18 protein-coding genes and 1 riboswitch are annotated in these 23,960 nt (G+C 71.6%); of the genes, 8 read left to right on the top strand and 10 right to left on the bottom strand.

Features of this window, described 5'->3' with window-relative positions; translation table 11 throughout:
• Positions 1–84: 84 nt before the first annotated feature.
• Both AOQ37_RS23155 and AOQ37_RS23160 read right to left on the bottom strand, forming a co-directional pair.
• Positions 85–606: a hypothetical protein gene (locus tag AOQ37_RS23155; RefSeq protein WP_062646519.1), complete on the bottom strand. Its 522-nt coding sequence runs from the start codon at positions 604–606 to the stop codon at positions 85–87.
• Positions 607–902: 296 nt separating this feature from the next.
• A complete protein-coding gene (locus tag AOQ37_RS23160; RefSeq protein WP_062646520.1) occupies positions 903–3,620 on the bottom strand; it encodes a winged helix-turn-helix domain-containing protein in 2,718 nt (905 codons plus the stop codon).
• A gap of 282 nt (positions 3,621–3,902) precedes the next feature.
• Here AOQ37_RS23160 and AOQ37_RS23165 point away from each other — a divergent pair, with 282 nt between their 5' ends.
• A complete protein-coding gene (locus AOQ37_RS23165; protein WP_062646521.1) occupies positions 3,903–4,712 on the top strand; it encodes a PhzF family protein in 810 nt (269 codons plus the stop codon).
• Between the two features lie 100 nt (positions 4,713–4,812).
• On the opposite strand, the gene AOQ37_RS23170 is transcribed toward AOQ37_RS23165, so the two are convergent.
• Positions 4,813–5,613, bottom strand: coding sequence for a CPBP family intramembrane glutamic endopeptidase (locus tag AOQ37_RS23170; protein ID WP_062646522.1), 801 nt, complete (start codon positions 5,611–5,613; stop codon positions 4,813–4,815).
• A gap of 185 nt (positions 5,614–5,798) precedes the next feature.
• Between AOQ37_RS23170 and AOQ37_RS23175 the strand changes: the two genes are divergently transcribed.
• Positions 5,799–7,574, top strand: a complete 1,776-nt coding sequence (locus tag AOQ37_RS23175) for a substrate-binding and VWA domain-containing protein (protein WP_062646523.1) — start codon at positions 5,799–5,801, stop codon at positions 7,572–7,574.
• A gap of 406 nt (positions 7,575–7,980) precedes the next feature.
• Here the strand turns inward: AOQ37_RS23175 and AOQ37_RS23180 are convergent, their stop codons facing one another.
• Positions 7,981–9,498, bottom strand: coding sequence for a glutamate-cysteine ligase family protein (locus AOQ37_RS23180; RefSeq protein ID WP_062646524.1), 1,518 nt, complete (start codon positions 9,496–9,498; stop codon positions 7,981–7,983).
• A 580-nt stretch (positions 9,499–10,078) separates the two neighbouring features.
• On the opposite strand from AOQ37_RS23180, the gene AOQ37_RS23185 reads away from it, so the two are divergent.
• From AOQ37_RS23185 to AOQ37_RS23195, 3 genes are all read left to right on the top strand, one after another.
• Entirely contained in the window at positions 10,079–10,669 is a 591-nt protein-coding gene (locus tag AOQ37_RS23185; protein WP_062646525.1) for a hypothetical protein, read from the top strand.
• 368 nt (positions 10,670–11,037) lie between these two features.
• Positions 11,038–11,226 (top strand): DUF5999 family protein, encoded by a 189-nt coding sequence (locus AOQ37_RS23190; RefSeq protein WP_057580598.1) that lies wholly within the window; start codon positions 11,038–11,040, stop codon positions 11,224–11,226.
• 222 nt (positions 11,227–11,448) lie between these two features.
• Positions 11,449–12,486 carry a LacI family DNA-binding transcriptional regulator gene (locus tag AOQ37_RS23195; protein ID WP_062646526.1) on the top strand — a complete coding sequence of 346 codons (1,038 nt, stop codon included), beginning with the start codon at positions 11,449–11,451 and terminating at the stop codon, positions 12,484–12,486.
• Here AOQ37_RS23195 and AOQ37_RS23200 read toward each other — a convergent pair.
• The 4 genes from AOQ37_RS23200 to AOQ37_RS23215 all read right to left on the bottom strand — a co-directional run bounded on the left by AOQ37_RS23200 (position 12,479) and on the right by AOQ37_RS23215 (position 16,747).
• A complete protein-coding gene (locus AOQ37_RS23200; RefSeq protein ID WP_062646527.1) occupies positions 12,479–13,552 on the bottom strand; it encodes an endo-1,4-beta-xylanase in 1,074 nt (357 codons plus the stop codon). The genes AOQ37_RS23195 and AOQ37_RS23200 overlap by 8 nt on opposite strands.
• A 49-nt stretch (positions 13,553–13,601) precedes the next feature.
• The gene (locus tag AOQ37_RS23205; RefSeq protein ID WP_234436989.1) at positions 13,602–14,366 is read right to left on the bottom strand and encodes a carbohydrate ABC transporter permease; all 765 of its coding nucleotides are present in this window, start codon (positions 14,364–14,366) and stop codon (positions 13,602–13,604) included.
• 83 nt (positions 14,367–14,449) lie between these two features.
• Positions 14,450–15,448: a carbohydrate ABC transporter permease gene (locus AOQ37_RS23210; protein ID WP_062646529.1), complete on the bottom strand. Its 999-nt coding sequence runs from the start codon at positions 15,446–15,448 to the stop codon at positions 14,450–14,452.
• Between the two features lie 6 nt (positions 15,449–15,454).
• On the bottom strand, positions 15,455–16,747 hold the full coding sequence (locus AOQ37_RS23215) for an extracellular solute-binding protein (protein WP_062646530.1): 1,293 nt from the start codon (positions 16,745–16,747) through the stop codon (positions 15,455–15,457).
• 397 nt (positions 16,748–17,144) lie between these two features.
• Here AOQ37_RS23215 and AOQ37_RS23220 point away from each other — a divergent pair, with 397 nt between their 5' ends.
• Both AOQ37_RS23220 and AOQ37_RS23225 read left to right on the top strand, forming a co-directional pair.
• Entirely contained in the window at positions 17,145–19,112 is a 1,968-nt protein-coding gene (locus tag AOQ37_RS23220; RefSeq protein ID WP_062646531.1) for an APC family permease, read from the top strand.
• Positions 19,113–19,273: 161 nt separating this feature from the next.
• Positions 19,274–19,693, top strand: coding sequence for a TOBE domain-containing protein (locus AOQ37_RS23225; protein ID WP_062646532.1), 420 nt, complete (start codon positions 19,274–19,276; stop codon positions 19,691–19,693).
• A 95-nt stretch (positions 19,694–19,788) separates the two neighbouring features.
• Here the strand turns inward: AOQ37_RS23225 and gcvP are convergent, their stop codons facing one another.
• Positions 19,789–22,674: an aminomethyl-transferring glycine dehydrogenase gene (gene gcvP, locus AOQ37_RS23230; protein WP_062646533.1), complete on the bottom strand. Its 2,886-nt coding sequence runs from the start codon at positions 22,672–22,674 to the stop codon at positions 19,789–19,791.
• A 183-nt stretch (positions 22,675–22,857) separates the two neighbouring features.
• Positions 22,858–22,953, bottom strand: a riboswitch (glycine riboswitch).
• A 112-nt stretch (positions 22,954–23,065) separates the two neighbouring features.
• Between gcvP and AOQ37_RS23235 the strand changes: the two genes are divergently transcribed.
• Positions 23,066–23,437, top strand: coding sequence for a PRC-barrel domain-containing protein (locus AOQ37_RS23235; protein ID WP_062646534.1), 372 nt, complete (start codon positions 23,066–23,068; stop codon positions 23,435–23,437).
• Between the two features lie 6 nt (positions 23,438–23,443).
• Here the strand turns inward: AOQ37_RS23235 and AOQ37_RS23240 are convergent, their stop codons facing one another.
• Positions 23,444–23,905 (bottom strand): nucleotidyltransferase domain-containing protein, encoded by a 462-nt coding sequence (locus AOQ37_RS23240; protein ID WP_062646535.1) that lies wholly within the window; start codon positions 23,903–23,905, stop codon positions 23,444–23,446.
• Positions 23,906–23,960 lie beyond the last annotated feature (55 nt).

A 23,960-nucleotide genomic window follows, 5' to 3' on the forward strand; every position in this document is an offset into this window, starting at 1 on the left:
CTGGTGCGTCACGGACCCGGTGCGTCACGGACCCGGTGCGTCACGGACCCGGTGCGTCACGGTCCCGGTGCGTCACGGTCCCGGCTAGTGCGTCACGATGAGCTTGAACAGGATGATCAGCAGGCCGAGCACGAGGTTCACCGAGGCCGTGAGTGCCACCATGCGCCACGAGGCTCCGGCCCGCCGTGCCGCCGCCGAGGACCAGCCCACCTGGCCCGCCACGGCGACCGCGAGGGCGAGCCAGAGGGTGCCTTCGATGTCGAGCCCGAGCAGGGGACTGACGGCCACGGCGAGAGCCGGCGGGAGGGCCGCCTTGACGATGGGCCACTCCTCCCGGCACACGTGCAGCACGGTCCGGCGGTCCAGGCCCCCCGCCACCAGCCGCGCCCCGAACAACTGGGCGTGCACGTGCCCGACCCAGAACACCACTCCCGTGAGCAACAGCAGCAGCACGAGTTCCAGCCGGGGGACCGAGCCCAGGGTGCCCGCGCCGACGACCACCGAGGCGGCGAGCATCGATCCGTAGACGCCACCGGTGTAGTCGACGTCGCTCCTGCGCTCGACGGCGCCTGCCGGGTCCGCCGTGACGCGTTCGGTCCTGGGCATCGCGGCCTCTCTCGGCGAGCGGGAAGAACGGGACGAGCGGGACGGGTCCGGTGACTCCCCCGAAGACGAGTTCCGTGAAGGCGGGTCCGGTGAACCGGACGGGCGGCTGTGCACACTCCCATCGCAGCGGAGAACCCCGGTCGACGCCTCACCCGCCACGGGCGAGCCGCAGGAGGCTCGGGGCGGGCCGGAGGAAGCCCGGTGGCGAGCCGCAGGACGCTCGGGACGGGCCGGAGGAAGCCCGGTGTGGCGAGCCGGCGCTCGGGTGGGCTGCCCGAGGGCGCGCGGAGCCTCGCTCAGAGCAGTTTCAGCTCACGGGCGCGGCGCACCGCGTCGCTGCGACGGTTGACCGCCAGCTTCCGGTAGACGCTCTTGAGGTGGGTCTTGACCGTGTTCACGGAGACGAACAGGTCGGCGGCGATCTCCTCCGTCGACATGGTCAGGGCGAGCCTGCTCAGCACGTCCCGCTCGCGCCCGCTGAGCTCCTCCACGATCGGGAGCGGCGGGGCGGACGCCGGCGCGCCGGAAGTGACCCGGTCCGCCGCACGCACCCGCGGTGCCATGGCGTCCAGGAACGGGCGGATCCATGGACCGGCCTCGAGGAAGGGCCGTCGCAGCCCGTCACGCCGTGCCTCGCGCAGGGCCTGGGCGACCAGTCGGCGCGAGGTGGCCGTGTCCCCCGCCCCGTCCGCCGCCTGCGCCCTCACCAGCAGGGCCCGGACGGTCACCGCGGGGCCCGCACGGCCCTCGGACCGCACCCCGTCGAGCAGGTCGAGCGCCGCCTCGGGCCGGCCCGCCGCGAGCTGGGCCCGCGCCGCCCCCACCGCGCACGCCGACTGCTCGTCGGACACCTCCGCGAGCACCTCGACGGCCGTCTGCGGCCGCCCTTCCGCCAGATGCACGGCGGAGACGACGAGTGCCGTCTGACCTGTGGCCCAGGGGGAGGCGACCGTGGCTGGAACGGCTCGTTCCGCCGCTTCGAGGGCTGCCCGCGTGTCTCCGCGGGCCAGATGCAGACGGGCGGTCGCGATGGCCCGGCCGGCCTCCATGACCGGGTCCGCCAGTGCCGGGTCCGCCCCGGCCGCCTCGGCGAGGAGCGCCCGCGCCCGGCCCAGGTCGTCGCGGTCCACGGCGACGGCGGCCAGCACCAGGCGCCCCATGCCGGAGCCGGACGGCTGGGGGAGGCCGTACCGCTCCGTGGCGGTCACCGCGGCCCGGGCCTTGCGCTCCGCCCTGCCGAGCCAGCCGTCCAGATAGTCGATCAGGGCCAGCCGGGCGAGCGAGTCCTCGCGGGCGTGCGCCGTGGCAGCCCCCGCCGAGGACTCGGCGACCTGCGACAGCGCGGCACACGCCTCGTCGAAGTGCCCGGCCCACAGGCGCGCCGAGCCCAGATGGGCGAGCAGCAGCGCGGTGAGTTCGGGATGCCGCTCCAGCAGGTGGGCCGGAGCCCGGTCGCACAGCGTCTCGGCCGCCGCCGCGGCCCTCTCCGCCCGGCCCGGCGCGCCGGTCAGCCGGCCGGCCAGCGTCTCGAGCAGGGCGCAGCTCAGCCGGGCCGCCACCAGGCCCGGCTCCTCGCCCGCCGTGTCCCACTCCGCCGTCAGGGCCGCGTCCGCCACGGCGTCGGGACCGGCCGTCGGGCCCAGCTCGCCCGCCAGGCCCCGCTCCGCGTCGCGCAGGTGCCGCAGCCCCCGGTCGAGATCGCGCCGGGACAGGTCCCGGGCGGCCCGGACCAGGTCGGTCGCGGGGCCGGCCGCTTCCGGTCCCATCCGGGAGAACAGCTCGGCGAGTTCCTCGGAGCGCAGGCCGGTGAACAGCCAGCCGATGGCGAAGTCGTCGATCAGGGCGCCGGCGGTGAACTCCCAGTCGCCGGCGGCCGCGCCCTGGCCCAGGGTCTCCGTGAGGGACCCCGAACCCCGCAGCCAGTGCGCGGCCCGCCGGTGCAGCTCGGGCTCCAGGCCCGGCGAGCGCATCCGCAGATGGGCGCGGAGGATCTCCCCGAACAGCGGGTGGAGGCGGTACCAGTCCTGTCCGAGGTGCTCCACGAAGGCGTTCTGGCGGTGCAGGCCGGCCAGGATGGGCCCGGCGTCGGTGCGCTCCGTCAACGCGTTCACCAGCTCGGGGCGGAAGCGGTCGAGGACGCTGACCCGGAGCAGGACGTCCTGAGTCTCGGGCGGTTGCCGGCTGAGCACCTCCGCCAGCAGGAAGTCGGCGACCGTGGACCGGTCGGCCTCGAACTCCTTCAGATAGGTCTCCGGATCCGGCTTCTCCCGTGCGGCGAGCGCGCACAGCCGCAGTCCGGCGGCCCAGCCCCCGGTGCGCTCCACGAGGCCCCGCGTCGCGTGCGCCGGAAGCCGCAGTCCGTGCAGATCGAGGAGTTCGGCCGCCTCCTCGGCGGTGAAGGCCAGCTCCGCGCCCCGGATCTCGGTCAGGTCGCCGGCCGCCCGGTACCGGTGCAGCGGCAGCAGCGGTTCGGTACGGGTGACCAGGATCAGCCGCAGCCCGTCGCCCGCGTGGTGCAGCACGAACTCCAGCTGGTCCGCGACCTCCGGGTCGATCACCCGGTCGTACTCGTCGAGCACCACGATCGCGGGGCGGTCCCGGGCACTCAGTTCGGCGGCGAGCCGGGCCAGCAGGTTGGGAGGCACCCGGCTCGCGTCCGCGGGGCAGCCGATCTCGGCGGGCAGCGTCGTTCCGGCGGCCCGCAGGGCCTGGAGCAGGTACGCCCAGAGCATGCCCGGGCCCTGCTCCGCCGCGTCCGTGGTCAGCCAGGCGACGGGCCGGTCACGGGCCGCGGCCCAGTCGGCGACCAGCAGCGTCTTGCCGGCCCCCGCGGCCCCGTTGACCATGGTCAACGGGGTGTGCAACGCCTGGTCGAGATGGCTGACCAGCCGCTCGCGCCGCAGGAACGTCACCGGCCGGGCCGGTACGACGAACCGCGTGCGCAGGAACGGATCGCCCTGCGGATCGGCGTACGACGCCGTCGGATCGGTGTCGCTCTCCTCGAGCCCGGCCATGGCGCTCACCGCCCGTGGTCGTCAGGTCATGGGTCGCGCTGCTCTCGCTCAGGATCCCAGGGTTCCGTCCCTCGTGCCCTGCGAGAGGACCGCGCGGGACACCTCGACCCGGTCACGGAGGGTGCCGGAGGGACCTGAGAACCGGGAATCCGGGCGATCGATAAGGAGGAGCCGGGCGCAGCGGAAGCCAGATGCCGGGAGCCAAGCGAACCGGGGGAAACGGGCCACGACCCGCCGATTGGCCTTGGCCCACGGCTCCGCCCACCCCCTACCGTCACCGGCATGCGCATCCGAATCGTCGACGCCTTCACCGACCGCCCCTTCTCCGGCAACCCCGCCGGGGTCCTGCTCCTGGACGCCTTCCCGGACGACAACCGGCTCCAGAGCGTGGCCCTGGAGGTCAACCACGCCGAGACGGCGTTCGCCCACCCGCTCCCCGGGGGCGGCGAGGCGGACTGGGCCCTGCGCTGGTTCACCCCCGTCGCCGAGGTCGACCTGTGCGGCCACGCCACGCTCGCCACGGCCCACGTCCTGCACACCACGGGCGCCCACGCGGGCCCGGTGCGCTTCGCCACCCGCAGCGGTGTCCTCGTCGCGACGCCCGCCGAGGACGGCTCGATCACCCTGGACTTCCCCACCGCCCCGCTGACCGCCGTGGACATCCCGGACGGGGTCGCCGAGGCGCTGGGCGCCGAGCCGCTCGCCTGCTTCGACACCGGCCCCCACGTCGGTGACCTGCTGATCGAGGTCGCCGACGAGAAGACCGTCCACGCCCTGAAGCCCGACCACAAGGCACTGGCCGCCCACTCCCGCCGCGGTGTCATCGCGACCGCCCGCGCCGAGAACCCGGACCTGGGATACGACTTCGTCTCCCGCTGCTTCTTCCCGAACATCGGCATCGACGAGGACCCGGTGACGGGCAGCGCGCACACCGCCCTGGCGCCCTACTGGGCCGAGCGGCTCGGCAGCACCGCCCTGACCGGCCTCCAGGCCTCGCCCCGGGCCGGCCGGGTCCGCACCGAACTGTGCGGCGAGCGCACCCTGCTCAGCGGCCGGGCGGTCACGGTCATCGAGGGCGAACTGCTCGCCTGACCGCTGCCCGGCGGGAAAGCCGGCAGCAGGGAAACCAAGCCGGCCGGGGAAGCCGGGGCAGTCGGGCACGGAGGAGGAAGGCGGGGCGGCGAGGGCCGGCTCACGCGGTCGGCAGCCAGCCCACCTTCCCCGCCAGCAGCGCGTATCCCACGAAGGCCCCGATGTCGAGCAGGGAGTGGGCCACCACCAGGGGGCCAACCCGGCCCCAGCGCCGGTAGAGGTAGACGAACACCACCCCCATCACCATGTTGCCGATGAAGCCGCCGATGCCCTGGTAGAGGTGGTACGAGCCGCGCAGCACGGAGCTGGCCACCAGCGCGGCGCCCGGCGTCCAGCCCAACTGGCCCAGCCGGCGCAGCAGATAGCCGACGACGATGACCTCTTCGAGGATCGCGTTCTGCATCGCGGAAAGGATCAGCACCGGGTACTTCCACCACACGTCGGGCAACGCCTCCGGCACCACCGTGAGGTTGAAGCCGAGGCCGCGTGCCGCCAGGTAGAAGGCGATGCCGCTGCTGCCGATCACCGCCGCGATCGCCGCCCCGCGGCCGAGGTCCGGCCAGGGCCGGGTGCGGTCGAAGCCCAGGGTCCGCAGCCCCTGTCCCTCGCGCAGCAGGAAGTGCGCGACAAGGGCCACCGGGACCAGCGCCGAGGCGATCCCGAACAGCTGCCAGGCGAGATCGAGCCATGGACGACCCGGCGCGGCCGAGGCGTTGAGCGTCGCCGCCTGGTCCTTCAGACCACCCGGCTTGGTGACCGATCCGACAAAGCTGATCAGGGCGGACACACCGCTCGCACCGAGCGAAACCCCCAGGACGAGCAGTGTCTCGTCGCGGAAAATCCGGCGCGAGAGCTGTTCCCGCGGAAAAGAATCAGCCACCGACCCTGCCTCCACCTGCACACGTGCCTCCAGTTGCGTGAACCCGCCGCATCCCCACCGCAGCCTCGCTAGGGTCTCGAAAGAATTGACGAAGATCGTGCGTGACAGGCCGTCGGGGGGACGGACGCCGTACGGGGCGTCCTCCCCTTCGCAGGCCGTGCGGCGGATTTCCGCCACGGGGGCCGACAGGGAGGGGCACCACCGTCATGGGACGTCACAGCTTGCCCGATCGGTACGGGGCGGGCGGCAGCGACCCCCGTGCTCGTAGTCGCCGCCGTACCGCGGCCCTCGCCACCGCACTCGTCCTCACGGTCGCCGGGGCCGCCGCGGCCACCCTGCGCGGCGGTCTGCTCTCCTTGGGTTCGTCCTGCCGCGACCACCCCGTACGGCTGACGGTGACCGCCTCCCCTGATCTGGCCCCGGCGCTCACGGTCGCGGCGAAGCGGGCCGAGGACAGCGGTCTCACCTCCGACGGACAGTGCCTCGCGGTCAGTGTCGCGGCGCGCGAGTCGTCCGAGGTCGCCGGGACGCTCGCGGCGGGCAAGGACCCGGAGGCGCAGGTGTGGGTCGCCGACTCCGACCTGTGGGTCCAGCGGATCACCGCCGACCGCAAGGCGACCGGCGTGACCCCGGTGGGCAACGTGGCCTCCACCCCCGTCGGGGTGGCGATGGTCCCGGCGGCCGCCAAGTCGCTGGGCTGGCCGACGAAGACGTACTCCTGGCCGGAGCTGGCCGGCGCGACCCTTCAGGGCGGCTCCCCGCGGCTGGGCGCGGCCGATCCGGCGCGCAGCGCGACCGGGCTGCTCGCGCTGACCCGGATCGGCGCCGCCGCGTCCGGCGTCGAGGACGGCGACACCCGGACGGCCGCGTTGATGAAGGCGCTGTCCCAGCGGGTGTCGGAGACGGACGCCCAGGTCCTGGAGACACTGCCGCGCGGCGCCTCGGGCGCCGAGCAGGGCGATCCCCGGCGCAATCAGGCGGTCGTCGTCACCGAGCAGGCCTCGTTCACGTACGACGCGTCGGCGGACGCGGGCCCGGACCTCGACCTGTTCTACCCGAAGGACGGCTCACCGCGGCTCGACTACCCGTACACGCTGGTCGACAAGACCCGGCTGAGCACCGACGAGAGCCGGGCCGCGATCCGGTTCATGACCTATCTGCGCCGCCCCGAGCAGCAGCGGCTCCTCCAGAAGCACGGCTTCCGGACCTCCGACTACGACACCCCGCGGACCCTGGTGACGGCGGCCGGCGGCAGCAGCCCGCAGCCGTTCTCCGAACCGGCCGCCGAGCCCGCGTCGGACACGGCGGTCGAGGAGACCCTCGGCACGTGGACGATCACCGTGCAGAGCGCCCGGCTCACCACGGTCGTCGACGCCTCCTCCTCCATGGCCGAACCGGTCCCCGGTACGGGACGCTCCCGCATGGACGTCACCAAGTCCTCGCTCCTCCAGGCCCTCGCGACCTTCACGCGGGAGGACGAGATCGGCCTGTGGGAGTTCTCCACCGGCCTCGACGGCGACAAGGACTACCGCGTCCTGGTCCCCACCGAGCGGCTCGGCGACACCGCGAGCGGCGGCGGCACCCAGCGCGACAGACTGTCCGCCGCCTTCGGCGCGCTCGCCCCGGTCCCCGACGGCGCCACCGGCCTGTACGACACCACGCTCGCCGCGTATCAGCAGGCCACCGCCTCGTACGTCAAGGGCAAGTTCAACGCCGTGGTCATCCTGACGGACGGGGTCAACCAGGACCCGGGCAGCATCTCCCGCGCCACGCTTCTCACCGAACTCGGGAAACTCGCGGGCCCCGAGCGCCCCGTACCCCTCATCATGATCGCGGTGGGCCCGGACGCGGACCGTGAGGAGGCCGACCGGATAGCCCGGGTCACCGGCGGCTCCGGCCAGTCGGTGACCGACCCCTCCCAGATCCACACGGTGATCCTGAAGGCGATCGTGGCAGCGGGAACCCAGGGCGACGCGAACTGATCCCCTCGAGAAGCCCCCGGGTCGGCGCGAATCCGACCCGAGCGGGAACCCAGGGCGACGCGAACTGATCCCCTCGAGAAGCCCCCGGCTCGGCGCGAATCCGACCCGAGCGGGAATCCCGCCGTCCGGCACGAACACCCACGTGCGCGCCGGAACCCCCACCGGCCCGCACGGAAACCCACCCACCACGCAACCCCCACCGGCCCGCACGGAAACCCACCCGCGTCGGAGTCCCGCCCGCCACCGACCCCGCTCAGGGGCGCGGGGAACCGCGCGACCAGCCCCCACGGCCCCGCGGCCGACGAACCACCGAGAGCCCCGAGCCTCCCCGATCCCCCGGACTCCCCGAGCCCCCCGAGCCCTCGGACAGCACCCCGCCGACCGACTCCGCCGAACCGACCCCGCCTCACCCCAGGGACGCAGGCTCCGGCAACCCCACGGGCCACGTATGCACCGGCTCCCCCAGATGCATCAGCTCCGCGTACCGCCGCGTGGTCGCCGCCAGCGCCGCGTCCCGCGACATCCCGGCCTCCACCGCCCGGTGGAACGTCTCCACCTGCCAGGACGCCCCGTTGGTCCGCCGCCGGCACCGCTCCTCGATCACGCCGAGATAGAAATCACGGTCCGCCGGCTCCACGCCCCACCCGTCCAGCCCGGCCTCCGCCAGCGGCAGCAGCTCGTCCCGTACGAGACTCACCGCGTCCACCTCGGCCACACCGCCCAGCCGCCCCCGCCGCGGCCACTGGAGCCGCGCGTCGATCCCGTACCGGCAGGCCGCGTCGAAGTTGGCCTCGGCCGCCTCGAACGGCAGCCGGGACCACACCGGCCGGGACTCCTCCGCCAGGGCCCGGACCACTCCGTAGTAGAAGGCCGCGTTGGCGACCACGTCGGTCACGGTCGGCCCGGCGGGCAGGACCCGGTTCTCCACCCGCAGGTGCGGAACACCGTCGGCGATGCCGTAGACCGGCCGGTTCCAGCGGTACACCGTGCCGTTGTGCAGGACGAGTTCGGCGAGCGACGGCACCCCGCCCGCCTCCAGGACCTCCAGCGGGTCCTCCTCGTCACAGATGGGCAGCAGCGGCGGGAAGAACCGCAGGTTCTCCTCGAACAGCTCGTACGCCGAGTCGATCCACCGCTCGCCGAACCACGTCCGCGGCCGTACGCCCTGCGCCTGGAGCTCCGGCGGCCGCGTGTCGGTGGCCTGCTGGAACAGCGGCGGCCGCGACTCCCGCCACAGCTCATGACCGAACAGGAAGGGCGAGTTGGCGCCGACGGCGATCTGCGCGGCGGTGACCGCCTGCGCGGCGTTCCACACCGCGGCGAAGCGGCCCGGCGTGACCTGGAGGTGCAGTTGCACGGAGGTGCAGGCCGCCTCGGGCACGATCGACTTCGAGGTGCACGACAACCGCTCCACGCCGTCGATCTCCAGGGTGAAGTCCTCCCCCCTGGCGGCCACGATCTGGTCGTTGAGGAGGGTGTAGCGGTCGACGTCGGAAAGGTTCGACGAGACGAGGTCGTCCCGGTCGAGGGTGGGCAGAATACCGATCATCACGATGCCGGCGTCGACCTCGCCCGCCTTTCGATGGGCATATGCCAGTGACGTACGGAGTTCTTCCGCGAGTCGGTCGAAAACCCGGCCTCCCAATCGGTGTGGAGCAATGTTCACTTCCAGATTGAACATGGCGAGTTCTGTTTGAAAATCTCGGCTGGCGATCCGCTCCAGCACCTGTCCATTCAACATTCTCGGCTGGCCGTCGGCACCCGCGAGATTCAGTTCGATCTCGAGCCCCATGAGGTTCTTGGGGCGATCGAAGCGCTTCTGGGCCAGGAGCCGCTCGAGCCCCGTCAGGCACCGCCGGAGCTTGTCCCGGTAGTGCTGACGATCGGACAGGTCGAACGCGCCTGCCACGACCTTTTCCCCCATCGAAGCGTCCCTCCTCGCGTGGGCGGTCCGGCGATCCCGGCCGCCGGATGATCCGGGTCAGGGTGGATGATGCCCAGCCGTGCCGATCGATAACGTCCCCCGCGGGCCCCGGCACCCGCTACGCTGACCGAAAGCCACCGGCGGTGACCGCTGGCACATTCACCGGGCATGCGGCCGAAGGACTTTTCACGAAATGAGGAACTCGTGAAAAATGCCGACAGGAATACGCCGACCGCGTCACACGCATAAGACGAGGTCATCGCCGCGCACCCCGTTCTGAATCGGGATGATTCACCCCTATCGCCGACCGAATGAACCCTTGCCGAGTGTCCCGGGATCGACTAGACGAAACACAGTCTGAACACATGTCGTATAAACTCCGCGGACAAGGCAGAGAAGGTTGGCGCCCACGGTCGAAGGAGCCTGTCGTCGAGCTGACGGCAGGCCGCTCGCGCACCCCCGCACTCCCGCATCCCCAGACTCCGGCCCCCGCCTCTCCGACCTGTTCGAGAGCTAGCTGACAGCGCCGTCCGCCCACGCCCTCGCGCCACCGTGCCTGTCGAATGAGAGGCGACCCACCATGCCTTTGCATGTCCCCCCGGCTCCCGCGCCCGCACTTCGCTCCGTCCTCATGGCACTCGGTTCCCCCACCGCGGTCCGTGAGGCTCGTACCCCCTCCCTGCGCACCGCCCAGGGCGACGTCACTCCCGAACTCCCTCTGCCCCTGCACGTGCTGGACCGGATCACCCCCGACGGCGTGGCCGCGACCCGGCTGGCCGGCTGGCGCTTCCTGATCCGCTGCGGCGACCGCGCCGTGGCCGCGGCCGAGACCCGGCTCACCCCGGACGGCTGGGCGTTCTCCCATTTCTTCGAAGGCCCCTACATCGCCTCCACCGAACGCGCCCTGCGCCAGGCCGAGTCGACCTCCCAGCCGTTCCAGGCGCGACTGCTGTCGGTGCCCGGGCTCTACATGCTCACCCTGTGGCTGCACGGCGACAGCGCCTCGGACGGCACCACCGGCCGCCCCGTGCCCACCGACCTGCTGGTGCCGCTGGCCCCGGCCCCGCCCGGGATCGCGGCACACCGCGCGCACCGGGTCGCCGAGTTGCTCCCGCTGCTGACCCTCCGGGTGACACCGGCGGCGCCACCGCTGCTCGGTTCACCTGCCTGACCGCCCGCCCGCACAACCGCTCGACGCCGTACCCACGCGCCCCGTACCCCGTCACCGCGGCCCCGGTGGCGGGGTACGGCGCGCTCCGGTGACCGCGGAACCTGCGGGGCGCCGTCGGGACTAGTCCTGTCCGGCCATCGGGAACCATCCGAAGTGACAGTGCGGTTGAGATGAACCGCCCGCGTGGGTGACGCGTCATGAACCTGTGAGAAGCGGTGCCGCGAAATCCCTGCGGATCGACCTCCGTGGGGCAACACTGGGTTCCGACGGACTTATCACAACGGGGGGCGGCCATGAACGACGTTTCACGCCGCGGAACAGACACCACAGCCATCTCGGACCACACGCCAGAGCGGAAGTTCCCATCCATGTGCCAGCACCAGCCACCGTGTCCGACAGCGACCTCAGCCGACCGGGAGTCGGCGCGCCTCGTGGCGCACCACCCCGAGCAGGGCTGGAGCCTGCTGTGCAACGGCGTCCTGCTCTTCGAGGACACCGGTGAGCTCCTGCCGGACGGCCGGGTCATCGCCCCCCACCGGGTCGTGACCGCGGCCTGACACCGGCCGGACGGCGCGGGACCGCCGTCCGTAGACCTGAGGGGCCGGCCCGCGGCCACACCGCGAACCGGCCCCGACGCATGTGCACCGCCGCTCACTCCCCGTGTCCGGTCCGTCTCGGCGTGGTGCGGCCTTCGTCATGACTTCCCACGGCGGCGCGTGTTCCGGAAGACTTCTGGAAGTTTCGGCGCGGTGGCCGGAACCACGACGGAGGTGGGGGAAGTGACAGCGGACGGCACCGTGCCCGCGTCCCGGCGCAGGATCACGATCACGGAGATCGCCCGCGAGGCCGGCGTCTCGGTGCCGACCGTGTCCCGGGTCGTCAACGGCCGCTCGGACGTCTCGCCGCTCACCCGGGCCCGGGTCGAGGACCTGCTGCGGCTGCACGGCTACCGCAAGCGCCCCACCGCCTCCCGCACCAGGGCCGCGCTGCTCGACCTGGTCTTCGACGACCTCGACAGCCCCTGGGCGGTGGAGATCATCCGAGGGGTCGAGGAGGTCGCCCACGCGGCCGGGGCGGGCACCGTGGTGTCGGCGATCCACGGCCGCTCGGGCTACGCCCGCGAATGGATGCGCAACCTGCGCGCCCGCGCCTGTGACGGCGTCATCCTGGTCACCTCGGCCCTCGAACCCACCCTGCACGAGCAGTTGCGCATCCTGGGCGTCCCGCTGGTCGTCGTCGACCCGATGGGCTCCCCCGCCCTCGACACCCCGACCATCGGCGCCGCCAACTGGGCGGGCGGTCTGGCGGCCACCGAGCATCTGCTGTCGCTGGGCCACCGCAGGATCGGCCTGATCGCCGGCCCGCCCCGGCTGCTGTGCTCCCGCGCCCGTCACGACGGCTACCGGGCCGCGCTGGAGGCGGCCGGTCTCACCGTCGACGAGAGCCTCGTCGTCCCCGGCGACTTCCGGCCCGAGTCGGGCTTCACCGGCTGCACCACCCTGCTCGGCCTGGCCGAACCGCCGACCGCCGTGTTCGCGGCCGGCGACCGGATGGCGCTCGGCGCGATCGAGGCGCTGCGCCGACGCGGCCTGCGGGCCCCGGAGGACATGAGTGTGGTCGGCTTCGACGACCTTCCGGAAGTCCGCTGGTCCGCCCCGCCGTTGACCACCGTCCGCCAGCCCCTCGCCGACATGGGCAAACTCGCCGCCCGCACCGTGCTGAGCCTGGCCCGCGGCGAGCGCCCCGACTCGCCGCGGGTGGAACTGGGCACGGAACTGGTGGTCCGCGCGAGCACCGCGCCGCCGCGCGCTAGCTGAGCGCCTCCCGGATCGCCCCGTAGGCCGGCTTCGGCGCCAGCTGCTCGTCCCAGGGCAGGGCCGCGCCCTCACCGGGGAAGAACGCCGGGATCCAGGAGTACTTGTCGGTGTAGTCCCAGACGGTGATGCCGACGCACCGCCGCACCGCCAGGCACGCCTCGGTCATGTCCCGGTACCAGTCGGCCTGTTGTGCCAGTTTCTCGTCGGTCGCGGGGAGCTGCATCCGCACGTCGACCTCGGTGAGCGCGGTGTCCAGGCCGAGCCGGGAGAAGCGGCGGAGGTTGTCCTCCAGGGTCGTCGGATAGCCGTACTGGAGGGCGAGATGCGCCTGGAGGCCGATGCCGTCGAGCGGGACGCGCTGCGCCTTCAGCTCCTTGGCCAGGGCGTGGTAGGCGTCGCTCTTCGGGCCCACGGCCTCGATGTTGTAGTCGTTGAGATACAGCTTGGCCTTCGGGTCGGCCTGGTGCGCCCAGCGCAGGGCGTCGGCGATGTAACCCGGGCCGAGGGTCTTGTAGAAGACCGTCTCGCGGTAGGTGCCGTCCTCGTTGAACGCCTCGTTGACGACGTCCCAGGCGTAGACCTTGCCCCGGTAGTGGCGTACCTCGGTCTGGATGTGGTTCTTCAGGACGGCCCGCAACTCGTCCGCCGTCCACTCCTTGCCGGTCAGCCAGCCGGGCAGCTGACTGTGCCAGACGAGGGTGTGGGCGCGGACCTTCTGGTGGTGGTCGCGCGCCAGACCGACGATCTCGTCGCCGGCCGTCCAGTCGAAGACGCCCTGCTGCGGCTCGGTGGCGTACCACTTCATGCCGTTGCCGGGGGTGATCATGTCGAACTCCTCGCCCAGGATCCTCGTGTAGGCGGCGTCGGTGAGTTCGGGGTTGTCGGTGGCGCTGCCGAAGTAGCGGCCGTGACGCTGGGCGAGGTCGGCGAGGGTCGTACGCGGCTTGCCGTGCGCCGGGCCCTCGTGCGCCCGCGCGGCCGGTCCGGTGGCGAGACCGGAGGCGACGAGGACGGCTGCGAGGGCGCCGGCGACTCTGAGCCGGGTGCGGGCGGCGGTGCTGGGCATGGTGCGACTCCTCACGGTAGGGGTGAGCCGTACGGTCCGCGGGCGCGCGTCATCCCTTCGTGGCGCCGGCGGTGAGGCCGCCCACGAGCTGGCGCTCGGCGACGGAGTAGAACGCCAGGGCGGGCACCATGGCGAGCACGAGATAGGCGAAGACCCGCGCGTACTCCGCGGAGTACTGGCCCTGGAACTGCTGGACGCCGATGGGGATGGTCCACCAGGTGGGCTCGTTGAAGACCAGCAGCGGCAGCAGGAAGTTGTTCCAGCTGCCGACCACGGCGAGCACGGAGACCGTGCCGAGGGCGGGCCGGGCCATGGGCAGCAGGATCCGCCAGAAGAACTTCAGGGGCCCGCAGCCGTCGAGGGTGGCCGCCTCCTCCAGCTCGGCGGGGATCTGCCGGAAGAACCCGCGCAGCACGACGATGGTCATGGGCAGCCCGAAGGCGGCCTGCGGCAGGATCACGCCGAGCGGGTTGTCCAGCAGTCCGATCGAGCGCAGCAGCAGGAACAGGGGCAGCGCCGCCACGGCGAAGGGGAACATCAGCCCCATCGTGAACAGCGTGAACAGCATCTCCCGGCCGCGGAAGGCGAACCGGGCGAAGGAGAACGCGGCCAGCGCGGACACCGCGACGACCACCACGGTCGTACCGGCCGCGATGAGCGTGCTGCTGCCGACGAGCTGCCAGAAGGAGCCGGAGCCCAGGATGTCCGTGTAGTTGGAGGTGACCCAGGGGTCGGGCAGGCCGATGGGGTTGCGGGAGAGCTGGTCGGTGGACTTGAAGCCGGACAGCACGGCGTAGAGGAGCGGTACGGCCATCACCGCGCCGACGATCCCGAGGACCAGGTGCAGGGGGTACGTCCGTCCGGTCCTGCGGGCGCCGTGGCCGGTCTCGCGGGTTCTCACGCGCCGCCTCCTCGCATGGTCGTGGTGGCGCCCTGAAGGTCGCGGCGGAGCACGAACCGCTGGTAGGCGAGGGCGAAGACGAGACTGATGCCGAACATCGCCACGCTGATCGCGCTGGCGTAGCCGACCTGGTAGCGCTTGAAGCCGTACTGGAACATGGTCACGGCCATGGTCTCGGAGTGGTGGTCGGGACCGCCCGCGGTGACCACCCACACCAGGTCGAAGAGCTGGATCGAGCCGATGACCGACAGGAAGACGCTGATCCGCAGGGTCGGCGCGAGCAGCGGCAGGGTGACGTTGCGGAAGCGCTGCCAGGGGCCCGCTCCGTCGATCAGGGCGGCCTCGGTCAACTCGGCCGGGATGGACTGGAGTCCGGCCAGGTAGAGCATCATGTGGAAGCCGAAGTACTTCCACGTCATGACCAGGAACAGGGTGGCCATGACGGTGGAGGGGTCGGCGAACCACTGACCGCCCACCCCGTCCAGACCGACCGCTCCCAGGACGTGGTCGGCGAGACCGTCGTCCGGGGCGAAGATCATGCTGAACAGCACGCCGGTGATCGCCTCGGAGAGGATGTACGGCGCGAAGAACAGCATCCGGTACACGGCCCGGCCGCGGATCTTCTGGTTGAGCGCGACCGCCAGGGCGAGCGCGAACGGCAGTTGGAGCAGGAGCGAGAGCCCGACCAGGAGCAGACAGCGCCACAGGTCGCCCAGGAACACCGGGTCCTGGAGGAGGCGGGTGAAGTTGTCGCCGCCGATGTAGTCGTCGGGCATGCCGAAGCCGCCCCAGCGGAAGAACGAGGCGTACAGCGCGAACAGCATCGGCAGCAGCACGAGCGTGCCGAACAGGACCAGCGCGGGCACCTGGAAGCCGACGGCGGTGAGCCAGTGCCGCGCCCGCCGCCGCGCCCGGGCCCGGCCCGAGCCGGAAGTCGGGAGCGGCGGGCCGACGTCCGGGCCGCTGCGCTTGTCCGGAAGGAAGGTGGAGGTCATCGCCGGCTACTGCTCTTCCTTCGCGACCTTGGTGATCGACTCGGTGACCTGCTGAGGCGACTTGGACCCGGCGATGAGGGCGGCGACGCTGTCGTTGACCTCCTGGCCGAGGGCCGGCGCGTAGGCCTGGTCGAGGTAGAGCTGGAAACCGGTGGCAGCCTTCAACTGGGCTTGTACGGCCTTGATGTTGGGGTCGGTGATGGCGCTCTCGGCGGCGGGCAGCACGGGCAGCACCCCGGTCTTCTTGACCAGTTCGGTGTCCGTGGCGGCGGAGGCGAAGAACTTCAGGAAGTCGACGGCGGCCTGCGGGGCGCCCTTGCGCAGGGCGTGCCCCCCGCCTCCGCCGAACACCTCGGTGATCACGCCCTTGCCGCCGTCGACCGCCGGGAAGGGGAAGAAGCCGAGCTTCTCCCCGAGCCCCTTGCCCGCGTCGGCCTCCACCGTCGGCGCCCACTGCCCCATCAGCTCCATCGCCGCCTTGCCGTTGCCGACGGCCGCGGCCTGGCCGGTGGGGCTGGAGTAGGCGGCGCCGAGGAAGCCCTTCTGGAACGGCTGGAGATCGACGAGGTCCTGGAGGTGCCGTCCGGCCTGGACGAACCCGTCCGAGGTGAAGTCCTTGTCCTCTCCGGCCTTGGTCAGAGCGTCGACCCCGGCGGTACGCATCGCGAGATAGGCCCAGTAGTACATGCCGGGCCACTTCTCCTTGCCCGCGAGCGCGAGGGGCGTGATCCCGGCGGCCTTCAGCTTGCGCACCGCGTCGAGGAAGGCGGTCCAGGTGGCCGGGGGAGCGCTGATCCCGGCCTGCTCGAAGTGCGCCTTGTTGTACCAGAACCCGATCATGCCGATGTCGAACGGGATGCCGTACGCCTTCTCGTCGAGCAGGTAGGGCGCGCGGGCGACCGGGAGCAGGCCGTCGCCCCACTCCTTCGTCCGTTCCGTGAGGTCCTCGACGAGCCCGGCGTCGACCTGCTGCCTCAGGACACCGCCGCCCCAGGTGTGGAAGATGTCGGGCAGCTTCCCGGAGGCGGTCAGCGCCGTCATCTTCGATTTGTAGGCGTCGTTCTCCAACTGCACGATCTTGATCTTCACCTTGGGGTTCTGGGCCTCGAACCGCTTGGCGAGTGCGGCCCAGACGTCCTTGGCCGGCTGGGTGGTGGAGATGTTCCACCACTCCACGGTGGTCGTTCCCGACGACCCCCCGTCCGAGTCGCCGCCGCAGGCGCTCAGTGCCGTCATGCTCAGACCGGCCGCGGCGGAGGCCGCCAGAAAGCCGCGGCGGGAGAGTGCCGGGTCGCCCATCGTGCGCTCCTTGATAGATCGAAAGTTTCGAACCAGATCCAGAAAGCTTCGCTGCTGCCGCACCCTAGGGACACCGTCCGACGGGTGGCAACCCCTTGAACACAGGGAATCCGGGGGTCAGTTCACGAAAGAAGGCCCAGCGGGGCCTCAAAGACTCTCGAAACATTCGGATCAATCGGCGAACATTACGTGGCGCGCTGCGGCGTCACCCTCGCGAACGGCGGCAGACCCGACGGAATGTCACGGTGCGTATCCGCCCACCGACCAGTCTTAACGGAAGCTTGACGCCGTCCCGTCCATGATCCAGGGGCCCTGGCGTCACTCTCCGCTTACGCTGATCCCGCCGTCCGCGTGATGGCCGAAACCACACGCCGATCAGCACATCGGGAGCACCCCCATGCCCACCACCGAGCACCCTCCCCCGGGCCGCCTGCGCTCCTGGATGCTGGAGGGCCTGTCCGACATGGGCAAGGGACACCCTCACCGGACGGCCCAGGACAGCGCCGCCGCGCCCCCCGCGCACACCGAGCACAAGGGCCAGCGCTGGTACCGCGTGATGTGTCTGACCGGTGTGGACTACTTCTCGACCCTCGGCTACCAGCCGGGCATCGCCGCCCTCGCGGCCGGCCTGCTCTCCCCGGTGGCGACCATCGTGCTGGTGATCGTCACCCTGGCGGGCGCCCTGCCGGTGTACCGGCGGGTCGCCGAGGAGAGCCCGCACGGCGAGGGCTCGATCGCGATGCTGGAGCGGCTGCTGTCCTTCTGGAAGGGCAAGCTGTTCGTCCTGACCCTGCTCGGGTTCGCCGCCACCGACTTCCTGATCACGATCACCCTGTCCGCGGCGGACGCCTCGACCCACCTGGTCGAGAACCCGCACCTGACCAGCGTGCTGCACGACCGGCAGATGGTGATCACGCTCCTCCTGGTCGCCCTGCTGGGCGCCGTGTTCCTCAAGGGTTTCCTGGAGGCCATCGGTGTGGCGGTCGTGCTGGTCGTCGTCTATCTGGGCCTGAACGTCGTCGTCGTGGTCGTCGGCCTGTGGCACGTGGTCACCGAGGGCCATGTGGTCACCGACTGGGCCGACGCGCTGACCGCGGAGCACGGCAACGTCCTCGCGATGATCGGCGTCTCGCTGCTGGTCTTCCCCAAGCTCGCGCTGGGCCTGTCCGGCTTCGAGACCGGCGTCGCGGTCATGCCGCACGTCCAGGGCGACCCGGACGACACCTCGGCGCATCCCGCGGGCCGCATCCGGGACACGAAGAAGCTGCTGACCACCGCCGCCCTGATCATGAGCGTCTTCCTCATCGCCACCAGCTTCATCACCACGGTGCTGATCCCGGAGAAGGAGTTCGAGTCCGGCGGCCAGGCCAACGGACGCGCCCTCGCCTACCTGTCCCACGAGTACCTGGGCAACGCCTTCGGCACGGTGTACGACGCCTCGACGATCGCCATCCTGTGGTTCGCCGGCGCCTCGGCGATGGCCGGGCTGCTCAACCTGATGCCCCGCTACCTCCCCCGCTACGGCATGGCCCCGCACTGGGCCCGCGCCGTCCGCCCCATGGTCGTCGTCTTCACCCTGGTCGCCTTCCTCGTCACCTGGATCTTCGACGCCGACGTCGACGCCCAGGGCGGCGCCTACGCCACCGGCGTCCTGGTCCTGATGTCCTCGGCGGCGATCGCGGTGACCATCGCCGCCCGCCGCGCCCGGCAGCGCGGCTGGACCGTCGGCTTCGCCGTGGTCTCGGCGGTCCTGCTCTACGTGACCGTGGTGAACGTCATCGAGCGCCCCGACGGCGTGAAGATCGGCGCCTGCTTCATCGCGGGCATCATTTTGGTCTCGCTGCTGTCCCGGCTGGCCCGGGCCTTCGAGCTCCGGGTGACCAGCGTGACGCTGGACGATATGGCGGAACGTTTCATCCGGGACATGGCCAGCCGCAAGATACGGTTCATCGCCAACGAGCCCGATCAGCGCGACCGGGCCGAGTACCGCGACAAGATCGAACAGATCCGGCAGGACAACGACATCCCCGGGGAGGATTTCGTCTTCGTCGAGGTCACCGTCGTCGACCCCTCCGAGTTCGAGTCGGGCCTGACCGTGCGCGGCGAGGTCCTGCACCACCGCTACCGCGTCCTGACCCTGGAGTCCTCCTCCATCTCCAACGCCCTGGCCGCGCTGCTGCTGCACACCCGTGACTCGACCGGCTGCATCCCGCACATCTACTTCGAATGGACCGAGGGCAACCCCTTCGCCAACTTCCTGCGCTTCTTCCTCTTCGGCCAGGGCGAGGTCGCCCCGGTCACCCGGGAGGTCCTGCGCGAGGCCGAACCGGACCGCGACCGCCGCCCCCGCGTCCACACGGGCTGACCCGCCCCCGAGCCACCGCTCCGACACGGTTCGAAGGACCCGCGGCCGGACCGAGGCGGCGTGGCGGCGGGTCGCGTCTTGACGCGGCCCTGACGCGACCCGCGCGACGCACACCCGTACATCACCCGCACAAGGCGCCCGGCGGCCTACCGTTGACGCTCATGAGCTTGAGCATCCGCAACCAACTCCCGGGCACCGTCACCGCCGTCGATCCCGGCGAGGTCATGGCCATCGTCAAGATCCGTCTGGACGGCGGCCAGGACCTCACGGCGGCCATCACGCTGGAGGCCGTGAACCAACTCGCCCTCACCGCCGGCACCGCCGTCCACGCCCTGGTGAAGTCGACGGAGGTCTCCCTGGCCACCGGCCGGGTCGACGGCCTCTCCATCCGCAACCGGCTCCCCGGCGCGATCACCGGCCTGGTGACGGGCGGCGTCATGGCCTCGGTGAAGGTCTCCCTGGACGGGGGCGAGCTCACCGCCGTGATCACCAAGGAGGCGGCCGCCGACCTCGGCCTCTTCGTCGGCTCCGACGTGGTCGCGCTGATCAAGGCGACCGAGGTGTCCCTGGCGAAGGCGTAGGGCGCGCGAGGGCGCGCGAAGGGCATGTGAGGGCCCCCGCCCGGAACGGACGGGGGCCCTCACCCACGCGCTCGGTGCCCGCGGCAGTCCTCGTGTCAGTCCTCGTACGCGTCCAGCGGCGGGCACGAGCAGACCAGGTTCCGGTCGCCGAAGGCCTGGTCGATCCGGCGCACCGGCGGCCAGTACTTGTCGGCGGCGGACACACCGGCCGGGAAGACGGCCTCCTCACGCGTGTACGCGTGCTCCCACTCCCCGCCCAGCGCGGCCGCGGTGTGCGGGGCCCCGCGCAGCGGGTTGTCCTCGGCCGGCCACTCGCCCGCCCCGACCTTCTCGATCTCCCCGCGAATGGCGATCATCGCTTCGCAGAAACGGTCGATCTCGATCAGGTCCTCGGACTCGGTCGGCTCGATCATCAGCGTCCCCGCCACCGGGAACGACATCGTCGGCGCGTGGAACCCGTAGTCGATGAGCCGCTTGGCGACGTCGTCGACGCTCACACCGGTCGCCTTGGTGAGCGGCCGCAGGTCGATGATGCACTCGTGCGCGACCAGCCCGCCGGGCCCGTTGTAGAGCACCGGGTAGTGCGGCTCCAGCCGCTTGGCGATGTAGTTGGCGCTCAGCACAGCCACCTGCGTGGCCCTCTTCAGCCCCTCGCCGCCCATGAGCCGCACATACGCCCACGAGATCGGCAGGATCCCGGCGGAGCCCCAGGGAGCCGCGGAGATCGGCCCCACCCCGGTCTCCGGCCCGGCGGCCGGCTGGAGCGGGTGGTTCGGCAGATAGGGCGCCAGGTGCGACCGTACGGCCACGGGCCCGACGCCCGGGCCGCCACCGCCGTGCGGGATGCAGAACGTCTTGTGCAGGTTCAGGTGCGACACGTCGCCGCCGAAGTGACCCGGCTTGGCGAGACCGACCAGCGCGTTGAGGTTTGCGCCGTCGACGTACACCTGCCCGCCCGCCTCGTGGACCTGGGCGCAGATGTCGGCGACGTGCTCCTCGAACACGCCGTGCGTCGACGGGTAGGTGATCATCAGCACCGACAGCTCGTCCCGGTGCCGCTCGATCTTCGCCCGCAGGTCCTCGACGTCGATCTCGCCGTCCTCGGCGGTCTTCACGACGACGACCTTCATGCCGGCCATCACGGCACTGGCCGCGTTCGTGCCGTGCGCGGAGGACGGGATCAGGCACACCGTCCGCTGCATGTCCCCGTTGCCGCGGTGGTACCCGCGGACGGCGAGCAGCCCGGCCAGCTCACCCTGCGACCCGGCGTTCGGCTGGAGCGAGACCTTGTCGTATCCGGTGACCTCGGCGAGCCGCTCCTCCAGCTCGCGGATCAGCGTCAGGTAGCCCTCCGCCTGCTCGGCCGGCGCGAAGGGGTGCAGCTGTCCGAACTCGGGCCAGGTGACCGGCTCCATCTCGGTGGTCGCGTTGAGCTTCATGGTGCAGGAGCCCAGCGGGATCATGCCCCGGTCGAGCGCGTAGTCACGGTCGGCGAGCCTGCGCAGGTAGCGCAGCATCGCGGTCTCGGAGCGGTGCTGGTGGAAGACGGGGTGCGTGAGGACCGCGTCGGAGCGCAGCAGCGCGGCGGGCAGGGCGTCGGCGGTGGCCGCGTCGAGCGCCTCGATGTCGCCGTCCACCCCGAAGGCGGCCCAGACGGCGGACACCTGCGCTCGCGCGGTCGTCTCGTCGCAGGCGACCGACACGTGGTCGGCGTCGACGAGGTGCAGGTTGACCCCGCGCTCCCGCGCGGCGGCGACGACCTCGGATGCCTTCGCCGGCACCCGCACGGTCAACGTGTCGAAGTACGAGCCGTGCACGACCTCGACACCACCGGCCGCGAGCCCGGCGGCGAGGATCGAGGCGTACCGGTGCGTACGCCGGGCGATCGCCCGCAGCCCGTCGGGGCCGTGGTAGACCGCGTACATCCCCGCCATCACCGCCAGCAGCACCTGCGCCGTGCAGATGTTGCTGGTGGCCTTCTCCCGGCGGATGTGCTGCTCACGCGTCTGGAGCGCGAGCCGGTAGGCCTTGTGCCCGTCGGCGTCCACCGACACGCCCACCAGCCGCCCGGGCAGGCTGCGCGCGAACTGCTCGCGGACGGCCATGTAACCGGCGTGCGGCCCGCCGAAGCCCATCGGCACACCGAACCGCTGCGTCGTACCGACCGCGATGTCCGCCCCGAGCTCGCCGGGCGACTTCAGCAGCGTCAGCGCGAGCAGATCCGCCGCGACGGTGACGCACGCGCCGAGCTCGTGCGCCTGGTCCACGATGGCCTTGAGGTCACGGACGGCACCGGAGGCGCCGGGGTACTGCACGAGGACGCCGTTGATCTCCCGCGCGGCGATCTCCGCCGGAATCCCGTCGCTCAGGTCGGCGACGACGACCTCCACACCCGTCGGCTCGGCGCGGGTCTCGATCACGGCGATCGTCTGCGGCAGCGCGTCCGCGTCGATGAGGAAGAGGCCCTTCTTGTTCTTCCCCATGCGCCGGGACAGCGCCATCGCCTCTGCGGCGGCCGTGCCCTCGTCGAGCAGCGACGCTCCGGAGGTCGGCAGCCCGGTGAGGTCGGCGACCACGGTCTGGAAGTTCAGCAGCGCCTCGAGCCGGCCCTGGGAGATCTCCGGCTGGTACGGCGTGTAGGCCGTGTACCAGGCCGGGTTCTCCATGACGTTGCGCAGGATGACCGGCGGCGTGAACGTCCCGTAGTAGCCGAGGCCGATCATCGGGGCGAGGACCTGGTTGCGGTCGGCCAGCGAGCGCAGCTCGGCCAGGACCTCGGCCTCGGTGCGCGCGCCCGGCAGGTCCAGCGCGTCGGCGTTCTTGATCACATCCGGGACCGCGGCGGCGGTGAGCTCGTCGAGCGAGCCGTAGCCGACCTGTGCGAGCATCTTGGCCCGCGCTTCGAGGTCGGGCCCGATGTGGCGCTGTTCGAAGGGGATTCCCTGCTCGAGCTCTGTGAGCGGAATGCGGTGGGCGGTCATTACGGAGGCCTCCTGGTCTGACACGACCTTCGAGGGTCACCACGGTGGGTACCCGGACGGCCTCCCCCTCTGTCATCTCAACCTGAGAGCTTCACCGGGTCGCCCGAGGGCACCCGGCTTTCACCGTCGGTGAGAGCGGAAGCCGTCGACGCCGTCGGCACCCGCCCTGCTTTCCAGAGTGACCTCGTCCGTGCGGTACGTGAGCCTGAGAGATTCCGGGGAGGATTTGCTCCTTCGGCGCCTCCGGTGATGTCCGGAGGACTCTCCCGCGCGGTGTCAGCAGCCGTTGTCAGACTACCAGCGGGGTCAACGAGACTCGCTCGAGTGGCCGCTCGTCCCAATGTGCTCTTTTGTAGTGCTTACGGATGAGTTGCGACCAAGTGGAGGGCCCGTGCAGACCGACATCGATCCGCGCAACCTGATCGGCCGCAAGGCGTTCGACCGCAACGGCACCAAGATCGGCACCGTCGACGAGGTCTACCTCGACGACGCCACCGGGGTGCCGGAGTGGGCCGCCATACGCACCGGTCTGTTCTCCCGCGACGCCTTCGTCCCCCTGGAGCCCAGCCGCTTGGTCGAGGGCACCCTGCACATCCCCTTCGACCGGGCTCTGATCAAGGACGCTCCCGATTTCGGCGTGGGCCGCCACCTCTCTCCGGAACAGGAACTCCAGCTCTACCACCACTACGGCCTCGACGTGGGCGCCCCTCCCCCGCTGCCCGACCACGACTTCGGCCGGCTCGCCGGCACGGACGACGGCTGAGCCCCCTCAGCCGCAGGCCCGTATCAGCGCCCCGAGAATCCCGGCGGGGTCGTACAGCGGCACGGCGCCGTCCGTGACCACTCTCCGGGTTCCGGCGTCGACCGGATCGGTCCGAGCCCAGTGGGCGGGACCGACGCCCACCTCGACCTCCAGCCCCGAGGCCGTCGCATACCGCCATTCGGTGACGGGCCCCCGCTCCGCGACCCCGATCGCCTCCCCCAGGGCCAGCTCACGCGCCCACCCGCCGTCCTCCGCGTACTTCGCGGGCGCCGTCGACAGCACCACCAGGTCCACGTCCGAGTCGGGCCGCGCGGTCCCCCGCGCACAGGACCCGACCAGCAGCAGCCCCACCACATCGCTCCGGTTCCCGGCCCACCGGGTGACCCGGTCCACCACCCGGCGCGTCTCGGCCTCACGCTCCGGCGCCACCCCGGCCGGATCCGCGCACCGGCCTCCGTGCAGCTTCATGCAACTCCTCCCCGTCACCGGTGTCACCTCTCGGGACACCGCCCCCGCTCCGTCT

The sequence above is a fragment of the Streptomyces maremycinicus genome (genome assembly GCF_001184025.1).
In the GTDB taxonomy this organism is placed as follows: Bacteria; Actinomycetota; Actinomycetes; order Streptomycetales; family Streptomycetaceae; genus Streptomyces; species Streptomyces maremycinicus.